The 18,219-nt window shown below is 60.1% G+C and carries 22 protein-coding genes and 1 pseudogene; 14 read left to right on the forward strand and 9 right to left on the reverse strand.

The annotated features are described in order from the left end of the window. Entirely contained in the window at window positions 1–567 is a 567-nt protein-coding gene (gene pnuC / locus CDO35_RS20650) for a nicotinamide riboside transporter PnuC (RefSeq protein ID WP_099526478.1), read from the reverse strand. Between the two features lie 141 nt (window positions 568–708). Here pnuC and CDO35_RS20655 point away from each other — a divergent pair, with 141 nt between their 5' ends. From CDO35_RS20655 to CDO35_RS20690, 8 genes are all read left to right on the forward strand, one after another. Then, window positions 709–1,461: a tetratricopeptide repeat protein gene (locus tag CDO35_RS20655; RefSeq protein WP_099526479.1), complete on the forward strand. Its 753-nt coding sequence runs from the start codon at window positions 709–711 to the stop codon at window positions 1,459–1,461. Window positions 1,462–1,611: 150 nt separating this feature from the next. Beyond that, complete coding sequence (locus tag CDO35_RS20660; protein ID WP_158233730.1) at window positions 1,612–3,129, forward strand: hypothetical protein; 1,518 nt, start codon at window positions 1,612–1,614, stop codon at window positions 3,127–3,129. 1 nt (window position 3,130) lies between these two features. Next, a complete protein-coding gene (locus CDO35_RS20665) occupies window positions 3,131–3,553 on the forward strand; it encodes a SitI3 family protein (RefSeq protein ID WP_099526480.1) in 423 nt (140 codons plus the stop codon). A 169-nt stretch (window positions 3,554–3,722) separates the two neighbouring features. Beyond that, window positions 3,723–4,127 (forward strand): hypothetical protein, encoded by a 405-nt coding sequence (locus CDO35_RS20670; RefSeq protein ID WP_099526481.1) that lies wholly within the window; start codon window positions 3,723–3,725, stop codon window positions 4,125–4,127. Window positions 4,128–4,167: 40 nt separating this feature from the next. Next, the gene (locus CDO35_RS22885; RefSeq protein WP_158233731.1) at window positions 4,168–4,452 is read left to right on the forward strand and encodes a hypothetical protein; all 285 of its coding nucleotides are present in this window, start codon (window positions 4,168–4,170) and stop codon (window positions 4,450–4,452) included. Window positions 4,453–4,460: 8 nt separating this feature from the next. After that, window positions 4,461–4,886, forward strand: a complete 426-nt coding sequence (locus CDO35_RS20675; protein WP_099526482.1) for a hypothetical protein — start codon at window positions 4,461–4,463, stop codon at window positions 4,884–4,886. A gap of 627 nt (window positions 4,887–5,513) precedes the next feature. Further along, the gene (locus tag CDO35_RS22975; RefSeq protein ID WP_208019981.1) at window positions 5,514–5,819 is read left to right on the forward strand and encodes a hypothetical protein; all 306 of its coding nucleotides are present in this window, start codon (window positions 5,514–5,516) and stop codon (window positions 5,817–5,819) included. Between the two features lie 270 nt (window positions 5,820–6,089). Continuing rightward, on the forward strand, window positions 6,090–6,569 hold the full coding sequence (locus CDO35_RS20690) for a DUF2247 family protein (protein WP_099526483.1): 480 nt from the start codon (window positions 6,090–6,092) through the stop codon (window positions 6,567–6,569). Between the two features lie 227 nt (window positions 6,570–6,796). On the opposite strand, the gene CDO35_RS20695 is transcribed toward CDO35_RS20690, so the two are convergent. The 3 genes from CDO35_RS20695 to CDO35_RS23120 form a co-directional block, all read right to left on the reverse strand. After that, window positions 6,797–7,402: a hypothetical protein gene (locus tag CDO35_RS20695; protein ID WP_099526484.1), complete on the reverse strand. Its 606-nt coding sequence runs from the start codon at window positions 7,400–7,402 to the stop codon at window positions 6,797–6,799. A 218-nt stretch (window positions 7,403–7,620) separates the two neighbouring features. Then, window positions 7,621–7,791, reverse strand: coding sequence for a hypothetical protein (locus CDO35_RS22890; protein ID WP_158233732.1), 171 nt, complete (start codon window positions 7,789–7,791; stop codon window positions 7,621–7,623). 82 nt (window positions 7,792–7,873) lie between these two features. Further along, a complete protein-coding gene (locus tag CDO35_RS23120) occupies window positions 7,874–8,005 on the reverse strand; it encodes a hypothetical protein (RefSeq protein ID WP_279432792.1) in 132 nt (43 codons plus the stop codon). A gap of 88 nt (window positions 8,006–8,093) precedes the next feature. On the opposite strand from CDO35_RS23120, the pseudogene CDO35_RS23340 reads away from it, so the two are divergent. Beyond that, window positions 8,094–8,198 (forward strand): annotated as a pseudogene (locus CDO35_RS23340) (LysR family transcriptional regulator); the annotation flags it as partial. Window positions 8,199–8,275: 77 nt separating this feature from the next. Here CDO35_RS23340 and CDO35_RS20705 read toward each other — a convergent pair. Beyond that, window positions 8,276–9,559 (reverse strand): FAD-dependent oxidoreductase, encoded by a 1,284-nt coding sequence (locus CDO35_RS20705; RefSeq protein WP_099526523.1) that lies wholly within the window; start codon window positions 9,557–9,559, stop codon window positions 8,276–8,278. Window positions 9,560–9,642: 83 nt separating this feature from the next. Further along, window positions 9,643–10,068, reverse strand: coding sequence for a 3-isopropylmalate dehydratase (locus tag CDO35_RS20710; protein WP_099526486.1), 426 nt, complete (start codon window positions 10,066–10,068; stop codon window positions 9,643–9,645). Window positions 10,069–10,252: 184 nt separating this feature from the next. On the opposite strand from CDO35_RS20710, the gene CDO35_RS20715 reads away from it, so the two are divergent. Beyond that, window positions 10,253–10,519 carry a DUF2790 domain-containing protein gene (locus tag CDO35_RS20715; RefSeq protein WP_099526487.1) on the forward strand — a complete coding sequence of 89 codons (267 nt, stop codon included), beginning with the start codon at window positions 10,253–10,255 and terminating at the stop codon, window positions 10,517–10,519. Between the two features lie 53 nt (window positions 10,520–10,572). Here CDO35_RS20715 and CDO35_RS20720 read toward each other — a convergent pair whose 3' ends face one another. Then, on the reverse strand, window positions 10,573–11,010 hold the full coding sequence (locus tag CDO35_RS20720) for an HIT family protein (RefSeq protein ID WP_099526488.1): 438 nt from the start codon (window positions 11,008–11,010) through the stop codon (window positions 10,573–10,575). A gap of 176 nt (window positions 11,011–11,186) precedes the next feature. Here CDO35_RS20720 and CDO35_RS20725 point away from each other — a divergent pair, with 176 nt between their 5' ends. Continuing rightward, complete coding sequence (locus CDO35_RS20725; protein ID WP_099526489.1) at window positions 11,187–11,888, forward strand: glutathione S-transferase N-terminal domain-containing protein; 702 nt, start codon at window positions 11,187–11,189, stop codon at window positions 11,886–11,888. A gap of 53 nt (window positions 11,889–11,941) precedes the next feature. Here CDO35_RS20725 and CDO35_RS20730 read toward each other — a convergent pair whose 3' ends face one another. Further along, the gene (locus tag CDO35_RS20730; protein WP_099526490.1) at window positions 11,942–13,252 is read right to left on the reverse strand and encodes an NTP/NDP exchange transporter; all 1,311 of its coding nucleotides are present in this window, start codon (window positions 13,250–13,252) and stop codon (window positions 11,942–11,944) included. 46 nt (window positions 13,253–13,298) lie between these two features. Beyond that, the gene (locus tag CDO35_RS20735) at window positions 13,299–14,348 is read right to left on the reverse strand and encodes an SDR family oxidoreductase (RefSeq protein WP_099526491.1); all 1,050 of its coding nucleotides are present in this window, start codon (window positions 14,346–14,348) and stop codon (window positions 13,299–13,301) included. Window positions 14,349–14,642: 294 nt separating this feature from the next. Here CDO35_RS20735 and CDO35_RS20740 point away from each other — a divergent pair, with 294 nt between their 5' ends. The 3 genes from CDO35_RS20740 (at window position 14,643) to CDO35_RS20750 (ending at window position 17,465) form a co-directional block, all read left to right on the forward strand. Continuing rightward, window positions 14,643–15,566, forward strand: a complete 924-nt coding sequence (locus tag CDO35_RS20740) for a LysR family transcriptional regulator (protein WP_099526492.1) — start codon at window positions 14,643–14,645, stop codon at window positions 15,564–15,566. Window positions 15,567–15,642: 76 nt separating this feature from the next. Then, on the forward strand, window positions 15,643–16,842 hold the full coding sequence (locus tag CDO35_RS20745) for an MFS transporter (protein ID WP_099526493.1): 1,200 nt from the start codon (window positions 15,643–15,645) through the stop codon (window positions 16,840–16,842). A gap of 65 nt (window positions 16,843–16,907) precedes the next feature. Continuing rightward, window positions 16,908–17,465, forward strand: coding sequence for a COG3904 family protein (locus tag CDO35_RS20750; RefSeq protein WP_099526494.1), 558 nt, complete (start codon window positions 16,908–16,910; stop codon window positions 17,463–17,465). Window positions 17,466–18,219: the final 754 nt, after the last annotated feature.

Here is an 18,219-nt window from a genome sequence, read left to right on the forward strand (position 1 = left end):
TCAGGCAGCCTGCGCGTTCAGCTCACGGCGCCAGCGATACAGGCCGTACCAGGCATTGCACCAGAACAGCAGGTAGATGAACGCTGTCAGATACAACTCGCGCGAGGCGAACAGCGGCACTGCCAGCGTGTTCACCAGCAGCCAGCCGTACCAGGTTTCCAGCTTGCGGCGCATCAGCAGCAATTGCGCCAACACGCTGAAGGTCAGCACCAGCGAATCGATGAAGGGCGCGTAGGCGTCGGTGAAATGGTGCAGCAAGGCGCCGTATGCGCCCGCCACGGCCACCGCGAGCAGCAGCGCAAGGCCCAGTCCGATCGCGCTGGCACGGCTGATCGGCAGCGCCTCGCCCTGGCGACCGCGCCGCCAGCTCCACCAACCCAGCAGGCTGGTGGCGATGAAGAAGGCCTGCAAGGTGACATCGGCATACAGCTGCACGCTGAAGAACAGCCAGCCGAACAGCACACAGCCGACCAGGCCAACGGCCCAGGTGTGCACCGAATTGCGCGCCGCCAGCACGACCGAAACCAGATAAAAGAGGTTGGCGAAAATCTCCAGCGACGACGGCATGCACGCATCCTTATGAACATGGAATCAGCCGCGCAGCCTATCACGTGACACAAGCCACAGCCGTGCATGCGTCACCTGACAACGGGGCCGATCCGTGCTCTGATAAGCCTCCCCTCGCACTCCAAAGGACTGGATCGCCCTATGCCTCTGCTCGCTCTGTTAGTCATCGCCTGCCAAGTCACCTGTGGCCTCCACGTGGTGCGCAGTGGCCAAGAACGCTACTGGCTGTACCTGATCATCGCCCTGCCCGGCCTCGGTTGCCTGATCTACTTCCTCGGCATCATGCTGCCGGATCTGCTCGGTAGTCGACGCGGCCGGCAGACACTCAACCGCCTGCACGACAGCATCGACCCAGAGCGTCACCTGCGCGCCCTGCGCGATGAGCTGGATATTCGCGACACCCGCGATACCCGCGTCAACCTGGCCGATGAGCTACTGCGCATGGGCCACGCCGAAGAAGCGGCCACGCACTACCAGACAGCCCTGCGCGGTATCCACAGCGACGCCCCGGACATCCTCCTCGGCCTGGCCAGGGCCCGTTTCGCCCAGGGCGACTTCGCCGGTTGCCAGGCAAGCCTCGACCAGTTGATCGCCCACAACCCCGACTTCCGTTCCAGCGACGGCCACTTGCTGTATGCCCGCGCGCTGGAAGGCCAGGGCAACGACCTCAAGGCCGAAGAGGAATACCGCGCCCTCGGCAGCTACTGCGCCAGCCCCGAGGCTAATTACCGCTACGCCCTGCTGCTGCAGCGACTAGGACGTCAGCGCGAGGCCATCGAACTGCTGCAGCAGATCCAGACCCACGCCCGCCGCTCTGCGCGGCACTACCGCACCCTGCACAAGGAGTGGCTGGACCTGAGCCAAAAGGCGCTGCTCGAACTGCAGCGCGGCTGAGCTTCAAGCACTATTATTTGCGTGCATCGTTCACAAAACAGAGGCGAAGCACGCCACTGCGCAAGACTTTGCTCATAGGTCATTGGTTAGCATCGGACGCTGAAGAAGACACCTGCCGGCAGCCGCCGGCCGCAGCATGGATGCCACAGGATGAGCGGCTACGTCCCCAACAACCGTAATGATCGTCCGGCGCCAACTCCGGAGCCCTATAACGGCGATTTCCACCGCCAGACTCCCAGACCATTGGAAGGCGGCAGTACGCAGACCTCCAGTTGCCTGGTCGGGCTGCGTTTCGTCTGGGACAACGGCGAATGCCTTGGCGCCAACCTGCCCTACAGCCTCTCTCCTGCCAGCGGCAATGCTGTACGCGGTAGCCTGGACTCTCGTGGTGGTCTGATCCAGACCATTCCCAGCGGTGAGTACCAGGCACAGTTGCTCGCCGACGCTGATGTCGATACCGACATCAGCAATGCCCGCGCCGAGCTACAGGCCGTACTGGACGAAATTCTCGCCGCCGAACGCGCAGAAGCTGCCCGGTTGCAGGCCATTCAGGATCAGCGCAGCGCCCTCTCCAACTACGTGCATCGCCGACTCGCGGTGGGTAAAGGTTTCTTCCTCGGCGCCTGGGGCCTGCTCAAGACCGCCAAGGAATTCTCCGACCTGGTCAATCCTTTCACCGCCTTCTCCAATGCCCTACGCAGCGCCTGGCAGGCACGCGCCAGCGAGGGAGAAACCTGGCTGGCCGCATACAATCGCCAGTTCAGCGCTGAACAGCATCGTGAACTAGTCGAAGCCCTAGGCTTCGACCCCAGCAGCATCACCCGCGAACAGCTGGCCGAAGCCTACGAACTGGCCTGTTTCATCTACGAAGACGGCCCCAGCAAAGCCATGCTCGGCCGCTTCGCCATCGACTACGCCAAGGCGCAGAACGTCGAGGAGGTCGCCGAGTTCAGCGGCGGCGCACTGTTCGAAATCGTACTGGCAGCCCTGCTGATCGTCTTCACCGGCGGCGTCGGTCTGGCCGCGCGCGGTGCGGCTTCGGTAAGCTATCTGGACAAGCTTGCACGTCTGGGCAACGCCCTGAAGCGCCTGAGCGCGGCCTTTAAACGCTCAAGGATCAGGCGCGGTGGCAGAACGAGAGGGAGCGGGACTGGGGCGCGGACGGTTGAGGTGGAACGCCCGAAAGCAGTTGAGCCAAGTAGTGCTCAACGACCGATCAAAGAGCCGGGCACACTGTCCGGCTCCAGGACTCAGATTCCCAAGAAGGCAGATGAGGCAACTAGGCGATCCTTGCTGCTGGAAAACGACGCAGCAGACATACTGGTAAAGAACGGGCTGGATGTAGAACAGAACCCCAAGGTCCCAGGTACAACGAGAAATCCCGACCTGCTCATCCTAAGAGGAGAAATAGATGGCAAAAACCTCAACAACGAGGTTGCCGACGTTTTCTCTCCAGGGGCGAAAACCTCTGCTCGAAACATACGCAAGACGATTGACGAAAAAGTGAATGTAAAGCAACAGGCAGACACCATCGTCATCAACCTGAACGGCAGCGAAAGGAGCGCAAAAGAACTTGCCGACGCGTTAAAAGCCGAGCCTGTACCAAACCTAAAAAACCTGATCGTGGTCCAAGATCAGTCCATCTCCTTGCTATTCACAGGCCAATGACATGTCGATCGACTACCAGTTCTATCTAGCCCCCCTACCGTATACGTCCGTCATGACATCAATTGATTTCAGGACACGTGAAGATAGGGAACATGTCGTTCAGGGCGAGATAGGCAACAGCGGCCTGACGGCATGCCTGGTGAAAAACCCAGCGCCCGATGAGTTCAGCAGGGAGGAATTGCAGTTCAGCCCCACCTGCCAGCTCATTCTGTCTCCCGACCTGGGCAACTACGAGCAGAGCATGAGCGCTCTGATAGCGACCATCAACCAATTGGTGCCCATGGCCAAAGCCTCGGCGCTGTACATGAACAACGAGTTGCTGCTACTCGACAAGCTGGACAACCAGACCACTCTGTACACATCGGATAAGGACTGGTGGGACGAGCACATTGAAAACATCAGGTTCCCGCACAGTCAACGCTGAGCCCCCTGATAGGGACATGGCGCTGATCTCCTGGAGAATCGACGGCACCACCCCCAGTGCCAGGGACCAACTCAGGCGGACTGGCAAGCGCTGATGTCGACACGCTCGCCTGCCTGGAGACAGCCAACGGCGAACAGCCTCACTCCCCTCAAGACGCCCACACTGCGCAATGAGCCGTTCGATCAATCTTTTCATCAAAAGAACAGTCCCCGAGCGCGAGATCGTCACGCGGCTCAACCGAGAAATCCCCGATGGGATCGAGTCGCTCGAATATCCCAAGGCGCGCGCAGCTGTCTTTCTTCAGTACGCTGACCACGAGGCCGAATTCCAGCAAAGCCTGGGACTCTCCTGGGCGTCGGATGAGCTGAGCCTTGACGACGTACAACTGGCCATCCATCTGGCCAATTTACTGTCCACAGACGTCTTGCTGGAACCTGAGCATCTGGCTCTGCCTGATGGCTACACCTGGTGTCTCGCGACGATGAACAACCAACTGTATGCAGTCGACACCACTGATGTAGAAGATGGGATCGCTCTAAGACCACATACCCAGAAAATTCTGCTCACCATTTGAAAGCCGCCACCCTCACTGCTCGAGCCACAATCATTCAATCATGACAACCTTCGAAAAAGAACTATCAATAACACTTCTCGAACGGTATAGCAGTGAATCACAGGACATGGGCAGGCATTTAGACAACATTGGATTTCCAGACACTCCTGAGAATAACGAAGCACTGATAAAACATCTTCTCGACGTTGGAAACAAAGTCACCCCTGAACAGCGTACCTGGGTACACAGCACGCTAACGGGCCCTGAGGGAACCTTGAAAGTAGAAATACTCGACGACCAACGGGCCTATCTCACGACCTTGAAGCTCATCCCAACCTCTCTATGACAAAACCGATGACAACCACCGAGCAAGCCTTGGAAAAAGAGATTATCGAGCTCAGCGACTACGACACAGCGGCAGAAGCACTGCGCCAACTGAAACACCTGAACAAAGCCGTAGCAGAGCAATTGGCAGTAGACATTCTGCGCAGCAACAAGGGTGACGAATATTTCCAGGCATCGGCTTTCGAGACGCTTTACTCAGTCAATCTCCATAAAGGCATCGAGCTAATAAAAAACCCACCCATGCCCCTGAACACAGCGACACTGAGTGCCATGATCGAGTGCATCACCGAAGACTCCGGCGTTGTGGTGGATCACCCTGAAATACTCGAAGTGGCAAAGGTGTTGAAAGAGACAATCAGGAATCTGAATTCACAGGAAATCCATCGAATCCAGGACACCCTCGAATGGTTTCTGGAAACCTATCCGGATATCTAATTCTTTCAGCATTATCATTACAAAAAACAGAGCACCAGCAAAACCTTAACTCTTGAAAGAACAGAAACAGTCAATGAGCGCATGTGAATTTCCCGCACTAGCAATTCAAGATTAGCTACATATGTTCTGCTATGACAGCTATTGCGCGGATGCCATGACCAGTGGACTGACAAACAGCAAGGGCACTTCTCTGCGTTGGCAGCTGGCGGTAGAAACGCTCTATCGCCTTTTCGCTAGTAACCTCCTCCATATTCCATCCTTGAAAGCTGACGACTTTTCGACGCAGAAGTCCGTTGCACTCGATTACATAAAGTCACTTGCCCGTCATGACCCTTTCAGCTCGGACATAGAGGAAACCTCACATGGTATCTATGGGATATCAGTGCCGCAGACAGATGCCATAGACCTATCGAGAAGCTTGGAATTCGCGATCTTCCTCAAGGGGAGCTAAGTCGGGGGCTTGTCGCAGCGCGACACAGCATATTCGCTGAAAACCAGGCTGCCTGGAGTAACCAGCCCCCGGTAGTCATAAACACGGATCAATGATACCTACGCACGTTCTTCACCGCTAATTCAGCGTACCGTTGCCGGCCTGCGTCAGGAAAATCTTAGGCGAGAACAACACACATGCATAATGATCAACTATTCAGCTTTACTGATTTCAAGAAAGCCAACAACGATCCAGCTACTTCCGGCATCGACTACGTGCAAGCTGTATATGCCACTACTCCCCTGCACTTCGATTTCCTCCTCCACTACGCACAACTAATGTCTCCCGCAATAGAAATTGTCGACGACCGGGCATTCATTGGCGAGCTTTTCGATACGAATCGTTACCTAGATCTCATAAAAACAACACAAGATATGGATCGCACTCAGTACTGGATGAATTTACTGGAAATCACAGGACTGTCTGACAACTTGACAACTTGACAACCGAGCAGGCTATCGCTCTAGCGCAAATAATTTCCCAATGCTGGAACAGTAATCTACTTGCCAAACATGGCAATTCATGCGGAGAAGCTCGTTATATTTACGACACCGATAGCGGTGAAGTCTTCGTCACCATAGCCAGATGGTCTCTCGCAGATACAGAAGAGCAATGAGTAAATCCATCACCAGCGAGTTACGCATCGACGCTTCATTCCTGGCGGGAAAGTGACAGGCCTCCCCAACCAAGTTGCCAGACCTTAAGGGGTAGTAATGAACGAATATTTTCCCGAGCTTGCTAAGCGCAACCTGGTTGACTGGCCGACCCTGGCGATCGGCTTGAATAACGGCTGGATAAACAAGGATGCAGTATCCGAGCATGCCTTCAAGCTACTGTCTGCCGGTCAGCAGGACAGTGATATTGCCGTTCTGGCCGGCAGCGACGCCCTGAGTGATGACGAAGTAGTCGCCTTGCTGGCAACCCTGTGCAAGAAAGAGGGTATCGATATTCAGGAAAAACGGTCGCATGCTCTGGAGAAATGGCGGCTAGCCATGCTCTCGGAACTGCAACACTCCTCGCTTGCCGATGAGGACAAGATCGAACGGTTGCAGGAACTCTATGCGGAGTTCAGCTACCCGGACGATATGGCCTCATGCAGCATCTACGCGCAAAACGATGTCGATCCGATCGATGCGTTATATCAAGTCGTCGCCGCTCTGGAACAGCGCTTTGTCAGCGACAGCGGCAGTTAGGCTACTCCCAGGCCTCCCGCTCACCCGTCCAGGCATGCAACTCGCGCTTCTGCGCCCCCCCAATGCGGTGCACTCAGCAAGCAGGTCCAGGCGCTCCAGGGCAGCTAGTCCCGAAGGTCGAAAGCGCTTTGCCCCCTCTCCGAGAACCGGGGAACAAGGGCGCAGGATCGCGGGCAAGAAAAAACCCGTGAGAGCCAATCTGCACGGGTTTCGATTTAACAGCGCGGTTACTGCACAGATGATAGCGCGTCATTAGCTGCAGAGGTCGGCACCAGAATTGCAGCCTCGGCTTGGCAGGCGCGGTTAATACGGTAACTCAGCTCTTCAAACAGGTCATCAGCATCAAGGCCTTTCCCGTCAGCATCGCGCAAGTTTCCATAACGGAAGACAACGACATGTTTACGAAAGCCCCTCCCTCTGGCCGCGCCCGGCCTTAAGAAAAGACCATCAAGCCGGCTATATTGGAAGGCAGGCAGCGTATCGACTTTTTCCAACGGAATATGAAAAGTGCTATTAAACTGGAAGTCCTTGTGCGTGCAGTAAGTCTCGATTTCCATATCGTCAATAGAAGTGTACGGCAACAGACCGTTTGCATTGAAAAACCAGATGCCCTCATCTTTCAGAATCATCAGCGGCTTTGATCCTGCGCCCCGATTGATCCAAGCCGACGCCAGCAGCCAGACCGCAACCAAAAGCAGCAAGCCCGCAATGGGGCTTGCACCCATGCGGAAAGCCTGAAAGGACAGGCCCATCAAAAGAAGCCCAATCCCTCCCCCCATAAACAGAACTCGACGCCCCTCTTTAAATTCTACGTCGCTCGCCGTTATTTCCATGTTGACTCCTTTTTATTTATCGATTTCCATTCGGTCAATTCCTGCCGGTCGGACAGGCTTTGTGCATTTTCGCCCACGCGAAAAATTAGTTTCTTGCGGCAGCGCCCACTGCCCCCCAATGCCAGCTTTCCTTGCTTGTAGACACGCCGCACCAGATGCGGCGCAGTCAGGGCGAGAATATGTACCTTATCGGCCACCCGACACGAAAATTGGGGATGTTAGTTTTGCGAGCGTGGGTGCTTTAAGAATCCTTTCTTGAAGTTCAGAACGGAAAGGCTGTCCTTGAAGTCGCTGCCAAATACGTACGGCAAAAACCTGTGGGCCAAGCCGATGGCGCTGGCCAGACAGGCTGTGCCGGCTTTCACGATGCCAATCGGCGATTCCTTCAAAACAGCTCTCCTGTTGGCTACCGCGCAGTCTACCTAGGCTGCGCAGCCTGGGCTGAGAACTACCGCGCAACGCCAGCGGACGTCAGAGGAACATGCAACCGGAAGCCTCGATGCGCTGACCGGTGACCCAACGCCCGCCCTTGCCTCGCTCCGATATCGTCAGGTTGGTGCAGCCCAGTGCCTGCGCCTGGCCGACCTGGCGCTGTATAGTCACGTCCGCGAGTTGCTAGGGCAGATAGACGAGTTGGAAAACCTTTTCCGTCAGGATGCTCACCGCCCTGAGTGGACCGTTACGCGTGGACATGCCCGCGGAAATCGCCGGGCGCCTTGTCACGCCGCGTCTCGATGAATTTCGTGCCCGACATCTGGAAATCGAGCTTGGTTGCAGCGACCGGCGTATCGATCCGCTGCGGGAAGGGTTCGACTGCGTATTGCGCATCGGCGCTATCGATGACGACAGCCTAGCACGCGGCCAATACAAGCCTCACTCCCAGGCCTCCCGCTCGCCCGTCCAGGCATGCAACTCGCGTTTCTGCGCCCCCGACCACAGCCAGCCGCCGCGTGCCCCAACCAGGGTGCTGACGGCATGCTGGCGGCCGAAGCGGTTGTGCCGAGCCAACATCAGGGCGATATCGCGTAACACCGCCAGGATGTTGCTGTTGGACTGGAACAGCGGCGTCAGCAAGCGGCTGGCCTGGCGGTAGTAGCGCAGGTGATCACGGCGGGTATCACCGTAGCGAGTGAAGATGGCATTCCAGTCAAGCGCTTGCTGCTGTTCGTCACCGGCATTACCGAGCGCATCGGCCAGTGCAGCGGCATCGACCAAGGCCATATTGGCGCCCTGCCCCAATTGCGGGCTCATGGCGTGGGCGCAATCACCGATGGCCAGCACGCGACCATCGTTCCAGCGCTGCATGCGCACGTCCGCATAGGCCGCCAGGGTCAGTTGTGCGGGGTCATCGATCTGCTGCAGATAGGCTTCCGAAGCCTCGCCGGCGAGGTTGCGCACGCGGGTTTTCCAGGCCTCCAGCCCGCTGCTGCGCCAGCTCTCGTGCTCGCTCAGTGGCAGGCTCCAGAACAGGCTGGTCAGCGATTTCTCTCGGGCTTGGTGGGTGCAGCCAGTCGGCATCAGGCCGAACATCTCGCGGCAACCGCGGTACCACTGGCGCAGCTCGCCGGACTCGGTCGCCGGTGAGGTCGGCAACATGCTCCACAGCGCACCCCACGGATAGGGCCGAGACCACTGCCGCACCTGCATCTGCGCGCGCAGAGTCGAGCGTGTGCCATCGGCCAGGATCAGTGCGGCGAAATCGCCCAGGGGTTGTTCACTGCCACCCTCGTCCTGGCGCAGCAAGCGAATATGGCCGCTGGCCTGCTCGAAGCGGCTCACTACCACACCGGTGTCCACCTGCACACCGGCACGCTGCGCGGCCTTGAGCAACGCCGTCATCAGCACACCGCGGTGAATGCCAAGGCCGAAACTGCCTGGCTGCCAGTCGTGATAACGAGTGTCGAGGATCACCCGACCCTGGCAACTGGTGCCGTACAGACGGCTGACCGGAGCCCCTAGTGCGGTGCATTCGGCGAGCAGACCCAAGCGTTGCAGCACAGCCAGACCGGAAGGCTGCAAGAGGATACCGGCGCCCACCGGCTGTAGTTGCTCGACCCGCTCCAGTACGCGCACCGCATAACCCTGACGGGCGAGAAATATCGCCGTGGCGAGACCTGCGGTACCCGCCCCTACGATGGCTATCGGCAATCCATTCACGTCCATGCTCCCTGTTTTGATGCAGGGAATACTAACCGCCTGGCGTCACGCTCGATATGACCGCTCGCACAGCGGCAACGCGGTCAGGGCTTGTCCGGGCGAATATCGAAGCCGCCCTTGTTCTGGCTGACGATGCGCAGGTGCTGGGTTTCCCCGGCTTTCACCGGCACCGCCACTTCGCGCAGCAAGCGGCCCATGCCGCACAGGGTGTCGTCCATGCGATCCGGCGTGATGCCAACCACGCGCGTGCCTGTCGGCACCTGAAAGGTGGCGACCTCGCCGACGCCGATGCGCGCTGCGACCTTGCGATCCACCTCGATGGCCACGAAGCAGCCGCCCCCCATCATCCCGAAATCGCGGTTGACCACGATCTGCGCGCCGTTCGCCTGCGCCTCCTGAAACGCCAGCAGGCGGTCTTCCGGTACCGGTTTGACGTTCTCGGGGTCACCCCGATATGACGAACAACCGGCCAACAGCAACAGCGGTAGAGCGATGAGGATCGAACGCATGAAGCCCTCCATGGGCAGATAAGTGCTGCCTGAGTATTGGGGTTGGCGAGCCCGCGGGCAAGGTATCGATAACATCGATGCCCAAAAGCAAAAGCATCGATTTCTGTAATGATCGGTGCAATGTTTTCATCTCTCTCGACCCCAGCGCCAACTTCTTCGGCGCAACTGATCGGAGATTACTCAGATGAAATTCACAGCGCTCAACGCCACCCTCCTCGCCGCTTTCACCCCTATCGCATTCGCCAGCGAGAAAGCGCCAGACAGCACCAAAGTGAACGTACAGGAATACCAGTACGGCATGCAGCTGGACATCGACACCGTCCTGCAGCGCACCGACAACAGCCGCAAGAGCGGTGTAGTGCCCAGCGTCATCGTTTACCGTGACAGCCAGGGCGAAGTGCACGCCGTGCGTTTCGTGGAATGGGGCGGCCTGAGCAACCAGAACGGCTAAACCACAGGTTGCCTGATGCCCCGGCCGAGTCACTCGTCCGGGGCAATGCCATTTCAGCCTTGCAGACGCTTGACCAGTCGTGCCTGCAGCGCTTCCAGCTCGGCCGGGTCGGCCTTGCTCGCTGCGTGAACACCTAGGCCTTCGCCCTCGAAACGCGGAATCACATGCATGTGGATGTGGAACACCGTCTGCCCGGCAGGCGCGCCGTTGAACTGCGCGACTTGCACGCCAGCCGGCTGCAACTCATCGACCACGGCCTGGGTGACCTTCTTCACCACGGCCATGACCTTGGCCAGGCTGGCGTCGTCGATTTCCAGGATATTGCGCGCGGCCGCGCGCTTGGGAATGACCAGACTGTGGCCCCTGGATTGCGGGAACAGATCGAGGAAGGCCAGTACATCGTCGTCCTCGTAGAGTGTGTAGCAGGGCAAGTCGCCACGAATGATCTGGGCGAAGATGTTCTGGGAGTCGTAAGTACCGTGCAGGCTCATGCCGATGGGCTCCGGGCCGGGTGGATGAAAACCGCACCATACCGCCTCGTTCACGTACAGGGAACCGGGCAGGATTGCTCGAGTCGATGACTACTAGCAGCTGGATCGATTTCCGGCGCTCAGGCTACTCGTGTTCTGATCGCTCCTTCTTCGCCCCATTCGACATGGAACTCCACATGACCGACCTCAGCCCATTCCACATCACCCGCAAATGGCCTGCCCAGCATCCCGAGCACCTGCAGCTGTATTCGCTGCCCACCCCCAATGGGGTCAAGGTCTCGATCATGCTGGAAGAAATCGGCCTGCCCTACGAACCGCACCTGGTCGACTTCGGCAGCGATGACCAATTCAGCCCCGAGTTTCTCTCCCTGGCGCCGAACAACAAGATTCCCGCCATCCTCGATCCCGACGGCCCCAATGGCCATCCGCTGCCGCTGTTCGAGTCCGGCGCGATTCTGATCTACCTGGCGGAAAAGACCGGCAAGCTGCTGCCCCAGGATGCCGCTGCACACTACGAGACGATTCAATGGCTGATGTGGCAGATGGGCGGCCTGGGGCCGATGTTTGGCCAACTCGGTTTCTTCGTCAAATTCGCCGGCAGCCAGTTTGAAGACAAGCGTCCACGCGACCGTTACGCCGCTGAATCGGCACGCCTGCTGGGCGTACTCGACCAACACCTGCAAGGCCGTGACTGGATCGCTGGCGAATACAGCATCGCCGATATCGCCGTATTCCCCTGGATTCGCACCCTGGCGGATTTCTACCAGGCCGGTGATCTGGTGCAGTTCGAGCGCTTCACCAACGTGCGCCGCGTGCTCGATGCCTTCCTCGCTCGCCCGGCGGTGCAGCGCGGCCTGAACATCCCCGCACGAGGCTGATGCAGTTGTGGGAGTCGGCCGCCGACTCCCACATCGTTTCTCTCGCACTTGCCTTAGGTAGTCGCAGCCACCTTTTTCTCGGCACTGCGCTGATCGGCCTGCCCGCCCAGGTACCAACCCAGCAGTCCCCACAGCGCCGCACTGGCAGCCCCTACCAACGCCACCAGCCAGGCGCCCTGGGCCAGCATGTCCAGCAGGCTCTTGAGCCAACCACTCATGGCGTCGCCCGCGCGATAGATCACGGTGTCGATGAAGTTCTTCGCCTTGTACTTGCTCTCGGCATCCAGCGGCGCGAAGAGCATCTCTCGCCCAGGCCGCACGAAGGCATATTCACCGATACGCCGGACGATCATCAGCGCCGCCAGCATGGCGAAGGTCGGCATCAACGCCAGGCCGATGAAACCGACACACACCATTAGCGGCACACAGGCCAACAACACTCGCACGCCCATACGCCGCGCGATACGCCCGGTGATGAACAGCTGGGCAATCAATGCGCCAGCCTGCACCACGAAATCGATCACGCCGAACACCCGCACCTGCGCCGCGCGATCCGGGAACAGCTCGGCCACCAGACGTGCCTGCTCGAAGTAGAGAAAGGTGCTGGCCGTGGCCAGAAGAATCACGAAGCCGGCGATACCCAGCAGGTAGGGCGAAGCCAGTACCCGGGTCAACCCGCTGAACGGATTACCCGGCACGGGTCGACGTGGGCTCTCGGCCTGAACCGCACCGGCACGTCCCGCACCACCCTGCTCTCGCCAGCGCATCAGCACCTGCTTGAGCGTCAGCGCGACAGCCAGCAATACAGCGGCCAGCAGAATCAACCCGGCCTGACCAAGAGTGCCGATCAACAGTGTACTGAGCGCGGGTCCTGCCAACCCGCCGACACTGGCTCCCGCGGCGATGAAAGCGAAGAGCCGCTTGGCCTGTTCGCTGTCGAATACATCCGCCATCAGGCTCCAGGCCACCGACACGACGAACAGGTTGTAGACCGAGATCCACACGTAAAAGCTACGCGCCAGCCATACACTTTCATCAGCGCTGAAAAACAACAGGGCGAACAGCGCGAGGTTCAGGGTGAAGAAACCGTACACCCAGTCGATGAAATGAATCCGCGGCACCCGCGAACTGAGCCAGGCGAACAAGGGCACCGCGATCAGCATCACCACGAAGGTGGCGGTGAACAACCATTGCAGGTTCTCCACCCCCGAGACGATGCCCATCGCCTCGCGGATCGGTCGCAGCATGAAGTAGCCCGAGAACAGGCAAAAGAACAGGGCAAAGCCGGCCAGCGCCGGCCACAACTCGTTGCGCTGCGCGTTGATGGCCAGAGCCACGCGCTGCGCCATCTTTGACGATGACATGCGAAATTCCTCGAACGGGCGCGCCAGCTCGGCGCGCCGGCATCACTCAGCCGTATCTGACGCCAGTCAGACGCTCGGCTACCCACCACAGGCGCGCCGCAGCATCAGCATCGGCTGCCGCATCCGGCACCTTGGCCAGACCTAAGGGGCCGCGTTTTTCCTCTTCGCCGGTCGGGCCGTAATAACGACCGCCCTCGGCTTCGGCCGCCGTCGCCGCGAACAGCGATGACAGCGCACCTTGCGCTGCCGAGTGATACACGTCGCGGTCCTTCGCCCACTCGCGGGCGAACTCGCTTTCCAGTCCAGGCCCGCGTTCGACCAGTTCGGTGACAGCCACGCCAGGATGCGCAGCCACGCTGCGGATGCCCCAGTCATTGGCCAAACTGCGCCGCTGCAACTCGAAGGCCATCATAAGACAGGCCAGCTTCGACTGGGCGTAGGCGGCATAGGGGTTGTAGTTGTTCTGCGACTGCAGATCATCGAAATTGATGCTGCCGCGGTTCACGGCGATGCTCGCCAGGGTCACCACACGCGGGTCGGCCGACTTGCGCAGCGACGGCAGGAGCAAACCGGTCAGGGCGAAATGGCCGAGGAAGTTGGTCGCCAACTGCATCTCGAAACCATCGCGGGACACGCCACGCTGTGGTGGCGCCATGATCGCCGCGTTGTTGATCAGTACGTCCAGCACCTCACCCTCGGCATTCAGGCGCTGAGCCAGGCTGCGCACCGAGGCCAGGTCGGCCAGGTCCAGCTGTTCGAAACGCAGACGCGCATCCGGCACCTGCGCACGAATACGCTCGATGCTCTCGGCGCCGCGCTGTGAATTGCGCGCGGCGATGATCACCTGAGCACCCGCGCGGCTCAGGGCCAGGGCATCCTCGAAGCCCATGCCGCTGCTGCCACCGGTGACCAGCATGCGCTTGCCGGTCAGCGATGGCATGTCGCTCGCCTGCCACCCCGATGAGGTACTGGCCCAGGCGAATGTCGGTACACCGCCCAACACCCCATGCAAGGCCAGGCTGCCGCCCACCATGCCGAACAGTTTCAGGGCATCACGACGCGAATGGCCTCGCCCCACAGCATTCTTCTTGTCCATCGACTGATTCCTCGTGTCCGTTGACTCAATGCGCCAGACCCGGCGCACGTACAGGACATAGGGTGCAGGCAGATGGCACGTACGATAAGCCGGCCAAAACCGAACAACGCATACGGTCAGGCGGACAGTTACCAGGTGTTTCGCGGACGCGAGGCGTAATTCGAGAGTGAGTGTTGCCACGGCAAAGATCGCGGCTGAAGCCCCTCCCACGCGCTCTCCAGTCTCCACTCAGGATTGGCAAAGTGGCCGCTGCGCCGCATTATCGGACCCTTCGTAATAATCCAGCCGCCACCCATGCGCCAACCGAACCTATCCGATGTTGCCCTGTTCGCTGCCGTGGTCGAGGCCGGCGGCTTTCGCGTCGCCGCGCAACGCCGCGGCATGTCGGCTTCGTCGCTGAGCGATTGCGTGCGCCGCCTGGAAAAGGAGCTGGACGTGCGCCTGCTCAACCGCACCACGCGCGGCCTGACGCCGACGGAAATCGGCGCGCGCCTGCTTGAACGTCTGCGCCCCGCGCTGGACGAGATCAACACGGCGCTCAACGACCTGCAGGAAGATCCGCAGAACCCGGTCGGTTCACTGCGCCTGCATGTGCCCGGCGTGATCGCGCGGCACATCCTGCCGCAACTGCTGGATGGCTTTCTCGCTCGCTACCCCGGCATCGCGTTGGAGGTGAACATGGACAACACCTTCATCGACGTCATCGGCGCCGGTTATGACGCCGGCATCCGTTACGAGGAAAGCCTGGCCAAGGACATGATCGCCATCCCCATCGGGCCGCGCCGGCAATGTTTCATGGTAGTGGCAGCACCCAGCTACCTGCAGCGCCATGGCACGCCACAACACCCCAGCGAACTGAGCGAACATCGCCTGCTCGGCTACCGTTTCGCCAGCGGCAAGCTCGGCGTATGGGAGTTCGAGCAGGATGGACGCACCCTGCGCATCAGCCCCGAGGGTCGCCTGGTCAGCTCGTCGCAGGACCTACTGATCGCTGCAGCCTGCGCCGGCCACGGCATTCTCTACACCTTCGAGGAATACATCGCGGCGCCCCTGGCCAGCGGCCAGTTGCAACCCTTCATGCAGGACTGGTGGCAGCACTTCAACGGCCCGTATCTGTACTACCACAGCAGGCGCCAGGTGCCGGCGCCGCTGCGTGCCTTCGTCGACTACGTGAAGGCCTTGAACAACGCCGACCATTCGTCTCAAAGCCCGATATAGAGCGGCCGCCAATACCCAAGCAAGACGCTGGGAGATTATAATTGCGCGCTTGCTTCCCCCCTCCTCCAGGTCACTCATGAACAGCTCTGCATCAGGCTTCGCGACCACTCTGTCGCCGGGCGCGATCCTTCTCATTCAACTCGCCCTGGCCCTTGGCGGCTTCGCCATCGGCACCGGCGAGTTCGCCATCATGGGCCTGATGCCCAACGTCGCCGCCGACCTTGGCGTCAGCGAGCCGCAAGTCGGCCACGTGATCAGCGCCTACGCCCTAGGCGTGGTGGTCGGTGCACCGGTGCTGGCCCTGCTCGGTGCGCGCCTGCCACGGCGCATCCTGCTTCTGCTGCTGATGGGTTGCTTCGCCCTCGGCAACTTCGCCAGCGCCCTGGCACCCAGTTATGAGCCGCTGCTGATTTTCCGCTTCATCGCCGGCCTGCCACATGGTGCCTACTTCGGTATCGCCATGTTGGTGGCGGCCTCCATGGCGCCGCCGCACAAACGCGCCAAGGCGGTGAGCCGGGTGCTGGCCGGCCTGACAGTGGCCATCCTGATCGGCAACCCGCTGGCCACCTGGCTCGGCCAATTCATGAGCTGGCGCTACGCCTTTGCCCTGGTCGGCATCATCGCCATCACCACCATCGCCATGGTCGCGATCTTCCTTCCGGCCGCCCCCAACGAGCAGCGCAGCAGTCCCTTGGGCGAGCTGCGCGCCTTCAACCGCGCGCCGATCTGGCTGGCACTGGGCATCGGCTCGATTGGTTTCGCCGGGATGTTCTGCGTGTTCAGCTACATGGCGCCGACCCTGCTTCACGTCACCCAGGTCGGCCCCGGCTGGATTCCGCTGGCCATGGGTGTGTTCGGTGCCGGATGCATCGTCGGCAACAGTGCCGGCGGCTGGCTGTTCGACCGCCTGCGCCTACGCGCCGTGGCCTGGATTCTGGCCTGGAGCACGCTGGTGCTGCTGGTCTTCCCGTTCGCCGCACACAGCCTGTGGACGATCCTGCCGGCGATCTTCGCCCTCGGCACCATGATCGCCCTCGGCCCGGCGCTGCAGACCCATTTGATGGACGTTGCCACGGGCGCGCAGACACTCGCTGCCGCGTCCAACCACGCCGCGTTCAACGTCGCCAACGCGCTCGGTCCCTGGCTCGGCGGCATGGCCATCAGCGCCGGTATGGGCTGGACGGTGACCGGCTACATCGGCGCTGCCACTGCCATCGGCGGCCTGCTGTTGTTTGTCTGGGCGTGGCAGGTGCAGCAGAAAAACGCAGCGATCTGAACAGGTGCGTGAGGCGACTCGGGCAAGGTATCTTCTACCTCCCGAGCCACCAACGAACCCGCCCGATGATTGTTCAGCGTTTACGCGTCGCCCTGATCGCTACCACCTTGTTCACCGCCCTGAACGTCCAGGCGCAGGTCGAAGTCGAGGCCAACGCCGGCCTGCTGGCAGCGAAAATTTCCGAAGAGATCGTTCCCGGCGACTACGAAAAACTGCTGCAGGGTTTGCGCGCCAACCCAGGTAAGCACACGCGCAAGATCGTGCTGCTCGACAGCATCGGCGGCAGCGCGCCGGAGGCCATCCGCATGGGTCGCCTGCTGCGCGAAACCGGCTTCGAGGCGCTGGTACCTTCAGGCGGCATGTGTCAGGGCAGTTGCATCTATTTGCTGGCGGCTGGCAGCAAACGCACGGTCAACGGCCACGTTGCCTTGCGCCGCCCACCCTTCCCCGCCGGTGACTCGGCATTGGCGCAGGCCGCCCATGGCAGCCAGGCCTTCAGCCCGGCCAAGTACTTTCGCGACATGGGCGTCGACGTAAGCCTGGCCGAAGCGATCTACCAGGCCCCGCCAGGTCGCTTGCGCCTGCTGAGTCAGGATGATTTGCGACGCTATCGGCTGAAATAGCGATACGGACTTGCGGGGATAAAGCCCCTGCATCACTCGATGCCGGTTTTTTTCAGGTTCTTCGCATTCTCGCGGGGAGGATACGCTTGATACCGGACTGGCAATTACGTGTTAGCTGTCCATGGCTTGGCACTATCCGTTAGCGTGTCGTCTGATCTGATGGGTTTCGCCCCTTACGGGCGACTCACTTTCTTTGCTTGTGCAAAGAAAGTAAGCAAAGAAACACACCCCTGCATACGGCCCCGGCTGCGCCGGGGTTCCCTCGCTCCATCACCGTTACAGGGGCACGCTGCGAAGGGCCATCCCTGGCCCATCGCAGCTCTCGCGACATCCATGTCGCTCACCCCCTTCCACGGCGATTCCACTCGGCCTCCTGAAGGGGACTTGGGCGTCGTCTGTACCATCGCAGTTGAAGAGCAAAGGCAAAGCTCAGACGCCGCTAATTTCAATTTTGCGAAGATTACGCAAGCTCGCGACCTGGTCCCCTTCAGGAGGCCGAACGTAGGTGTTGCGTAGGGGAATGAGCCGCATGGATGCGGCGAAAGGCTTAATGGGCCAAGGATGGCCCATGTAAGCCGGCCCCCGGAGCGGCACCGGAGCGAGGGAAGTTTCGCGTAGCGAAACCCGGATGTCGGGGTGCCCTTCTTTGGCACACCTTTCTTGGGCAAGCAAGAAAGGTGTGGCGCCCGTAAGGGGCGCAACCCAAACGTTCAGTGGGCTCGGTAATGGATAGTGCTAAGCCCGTGAGCAATAC

The sequence above is a fragment of the Pseudomonas sediminis genome (assembly GCF_002741105.1).
GTDB lineage: Bacteria > Pseudomonadota > Gammaproteobacteria > Pseudomonadales > Pseudomonadaceae > Aquipseudomonas > Aquipseudomonas sediminis.

Bases quoted from the DNA above. Each gene is read 5' to 3' on its own strand.
- CDO35_RS22885 (WP_158233731.1), top strand. From the start codon at position 4,168: ATGACAACCTTCGAAAAAGAACTATCAATAACACTTCTCGAACGGTAT.
- CDO35_RS20720 (WP_099526488.1), bottom strand. From the start codon at position 11,010: ATGAGCCTGCACGGTACTTACGACTCCCAGAACATCTTCGCCCAGATC.
- CDO35_RS20665 (WP_099526480.1), top strand. From the start codon at position 3,131: ATGTCGATCGACTACCAGTTCTATCTAGCCCCCCTACCGTATACGTCC.
- CDO35_RS20670 (WP_099526481.1), top strand. From the start codon at position 3,723: ATGAGCCGTTCGATCAATCTTTTCATCAAAAGAACAGTCCCCGAGCGC.
- CDO35_RS20695 (WP_099526484.1), bottom strand. From the start codon at position 7,402: ATGGAAATAACGGCGAGCGACGTAGAATTTAAAGAGGGGCGTCGAGTT.
- CDO35_RS20725 (WP_099526489.1), top strand. From the start codon at position 11,187: ATGACCGACCTCAGCCCATTCCACATCACCCGCAAATGGCCTGCCCAG.
- CDO35_RS20675 (WP_099526482.1), top strand. From the start codon at position 4,461: ATGACAACCACCGAGCAAGCCTTGGAAAAAGAGATTATCGAGCTCAGC.
- CDO35_RS20745 (WP_099526493.1), top strand. From the start codon at position 15,643: ATGAACAGCTCTGCATCAGGCTTCGCGACCACTCTGTCGCCGGGCGCG.
- CDO35_RS20710 (WP_099526486.1), bottom strand. From the start codon at position 10,068: ATGCGTTCGATCCTCATCGCTCTACCGCTGTTGCTGTTGGCCGGTTGT.
- CDO35_RS20690 (WP_099526483.1), top strand. From the start codon at position 6,090: ATGAACGAATATTTTCCCGAGCTTGCTAAGCGCAACCTGGTTGACTGG.
- CDO35_RS20735 (WP_099526491.1), bottom strand. From the start codon at position 14,348: ATGGACAAGAAGAATGCTGTGGGGCGAGGCCATTCGCGTCGTGATGCC.
- CDO35_RS20740 (WP_099526492.1), top strand. From the start codon at position 14,643: ATGCGCCAACCGAACCTATCCGATGTTGCCCTGTTCGCTGCCGTGGTC.
- pnuC (WP_099526478.1), bottom strand. From the start codon at position 567: ATGCCGTCGTCGCTGGAGATTTTCGCCAACCTCTTTTATCTGGTTTCG.
- CDO35_RS20660 (WP_158233730.1), top strand. From the start codon at position 1,612: ATGAGCGGCTACGTCCCCAACAACCGTAATGATCGTCCGGCGCCAACT.
- CDO35_RS20655 (WP_099526479.1), top strand. From the start codon at position 709: ATGCCTCTGCTCGCTCTGTTAGTCATCGCCTGCCAAGTCACCTGTGGC.
- CDO35_RS22975 (WP_208019981.1), top strand. From the start codon at position 5,514: ATGCATAATGATCAACTATTCAGCTTTACTGATTTCAAGAAAGCCAAC.
- CDO35_RS20750 (WP_099526494.1), top strand. From the start codon at position 16,908: ATGATTGTTCAGCGTTTACGCGTCGCCCTGATCGCTACCACCTTGTTC.
- CDO35_RS20730 (WP_099526490.1), bottom strand. From the start codon at position 13,252: ATGTCATCGTCAAAGATGGCGCAGCGCGTGGCTCTGGCCATCAACGCG.
- CDO35_RS20715 (WP_099526487.1), top strand. From the start codon at position 10,253: ATGAAATTCACAGCGCTCAACGCCACCCTCCTCGCCGCTTTCACCCCT.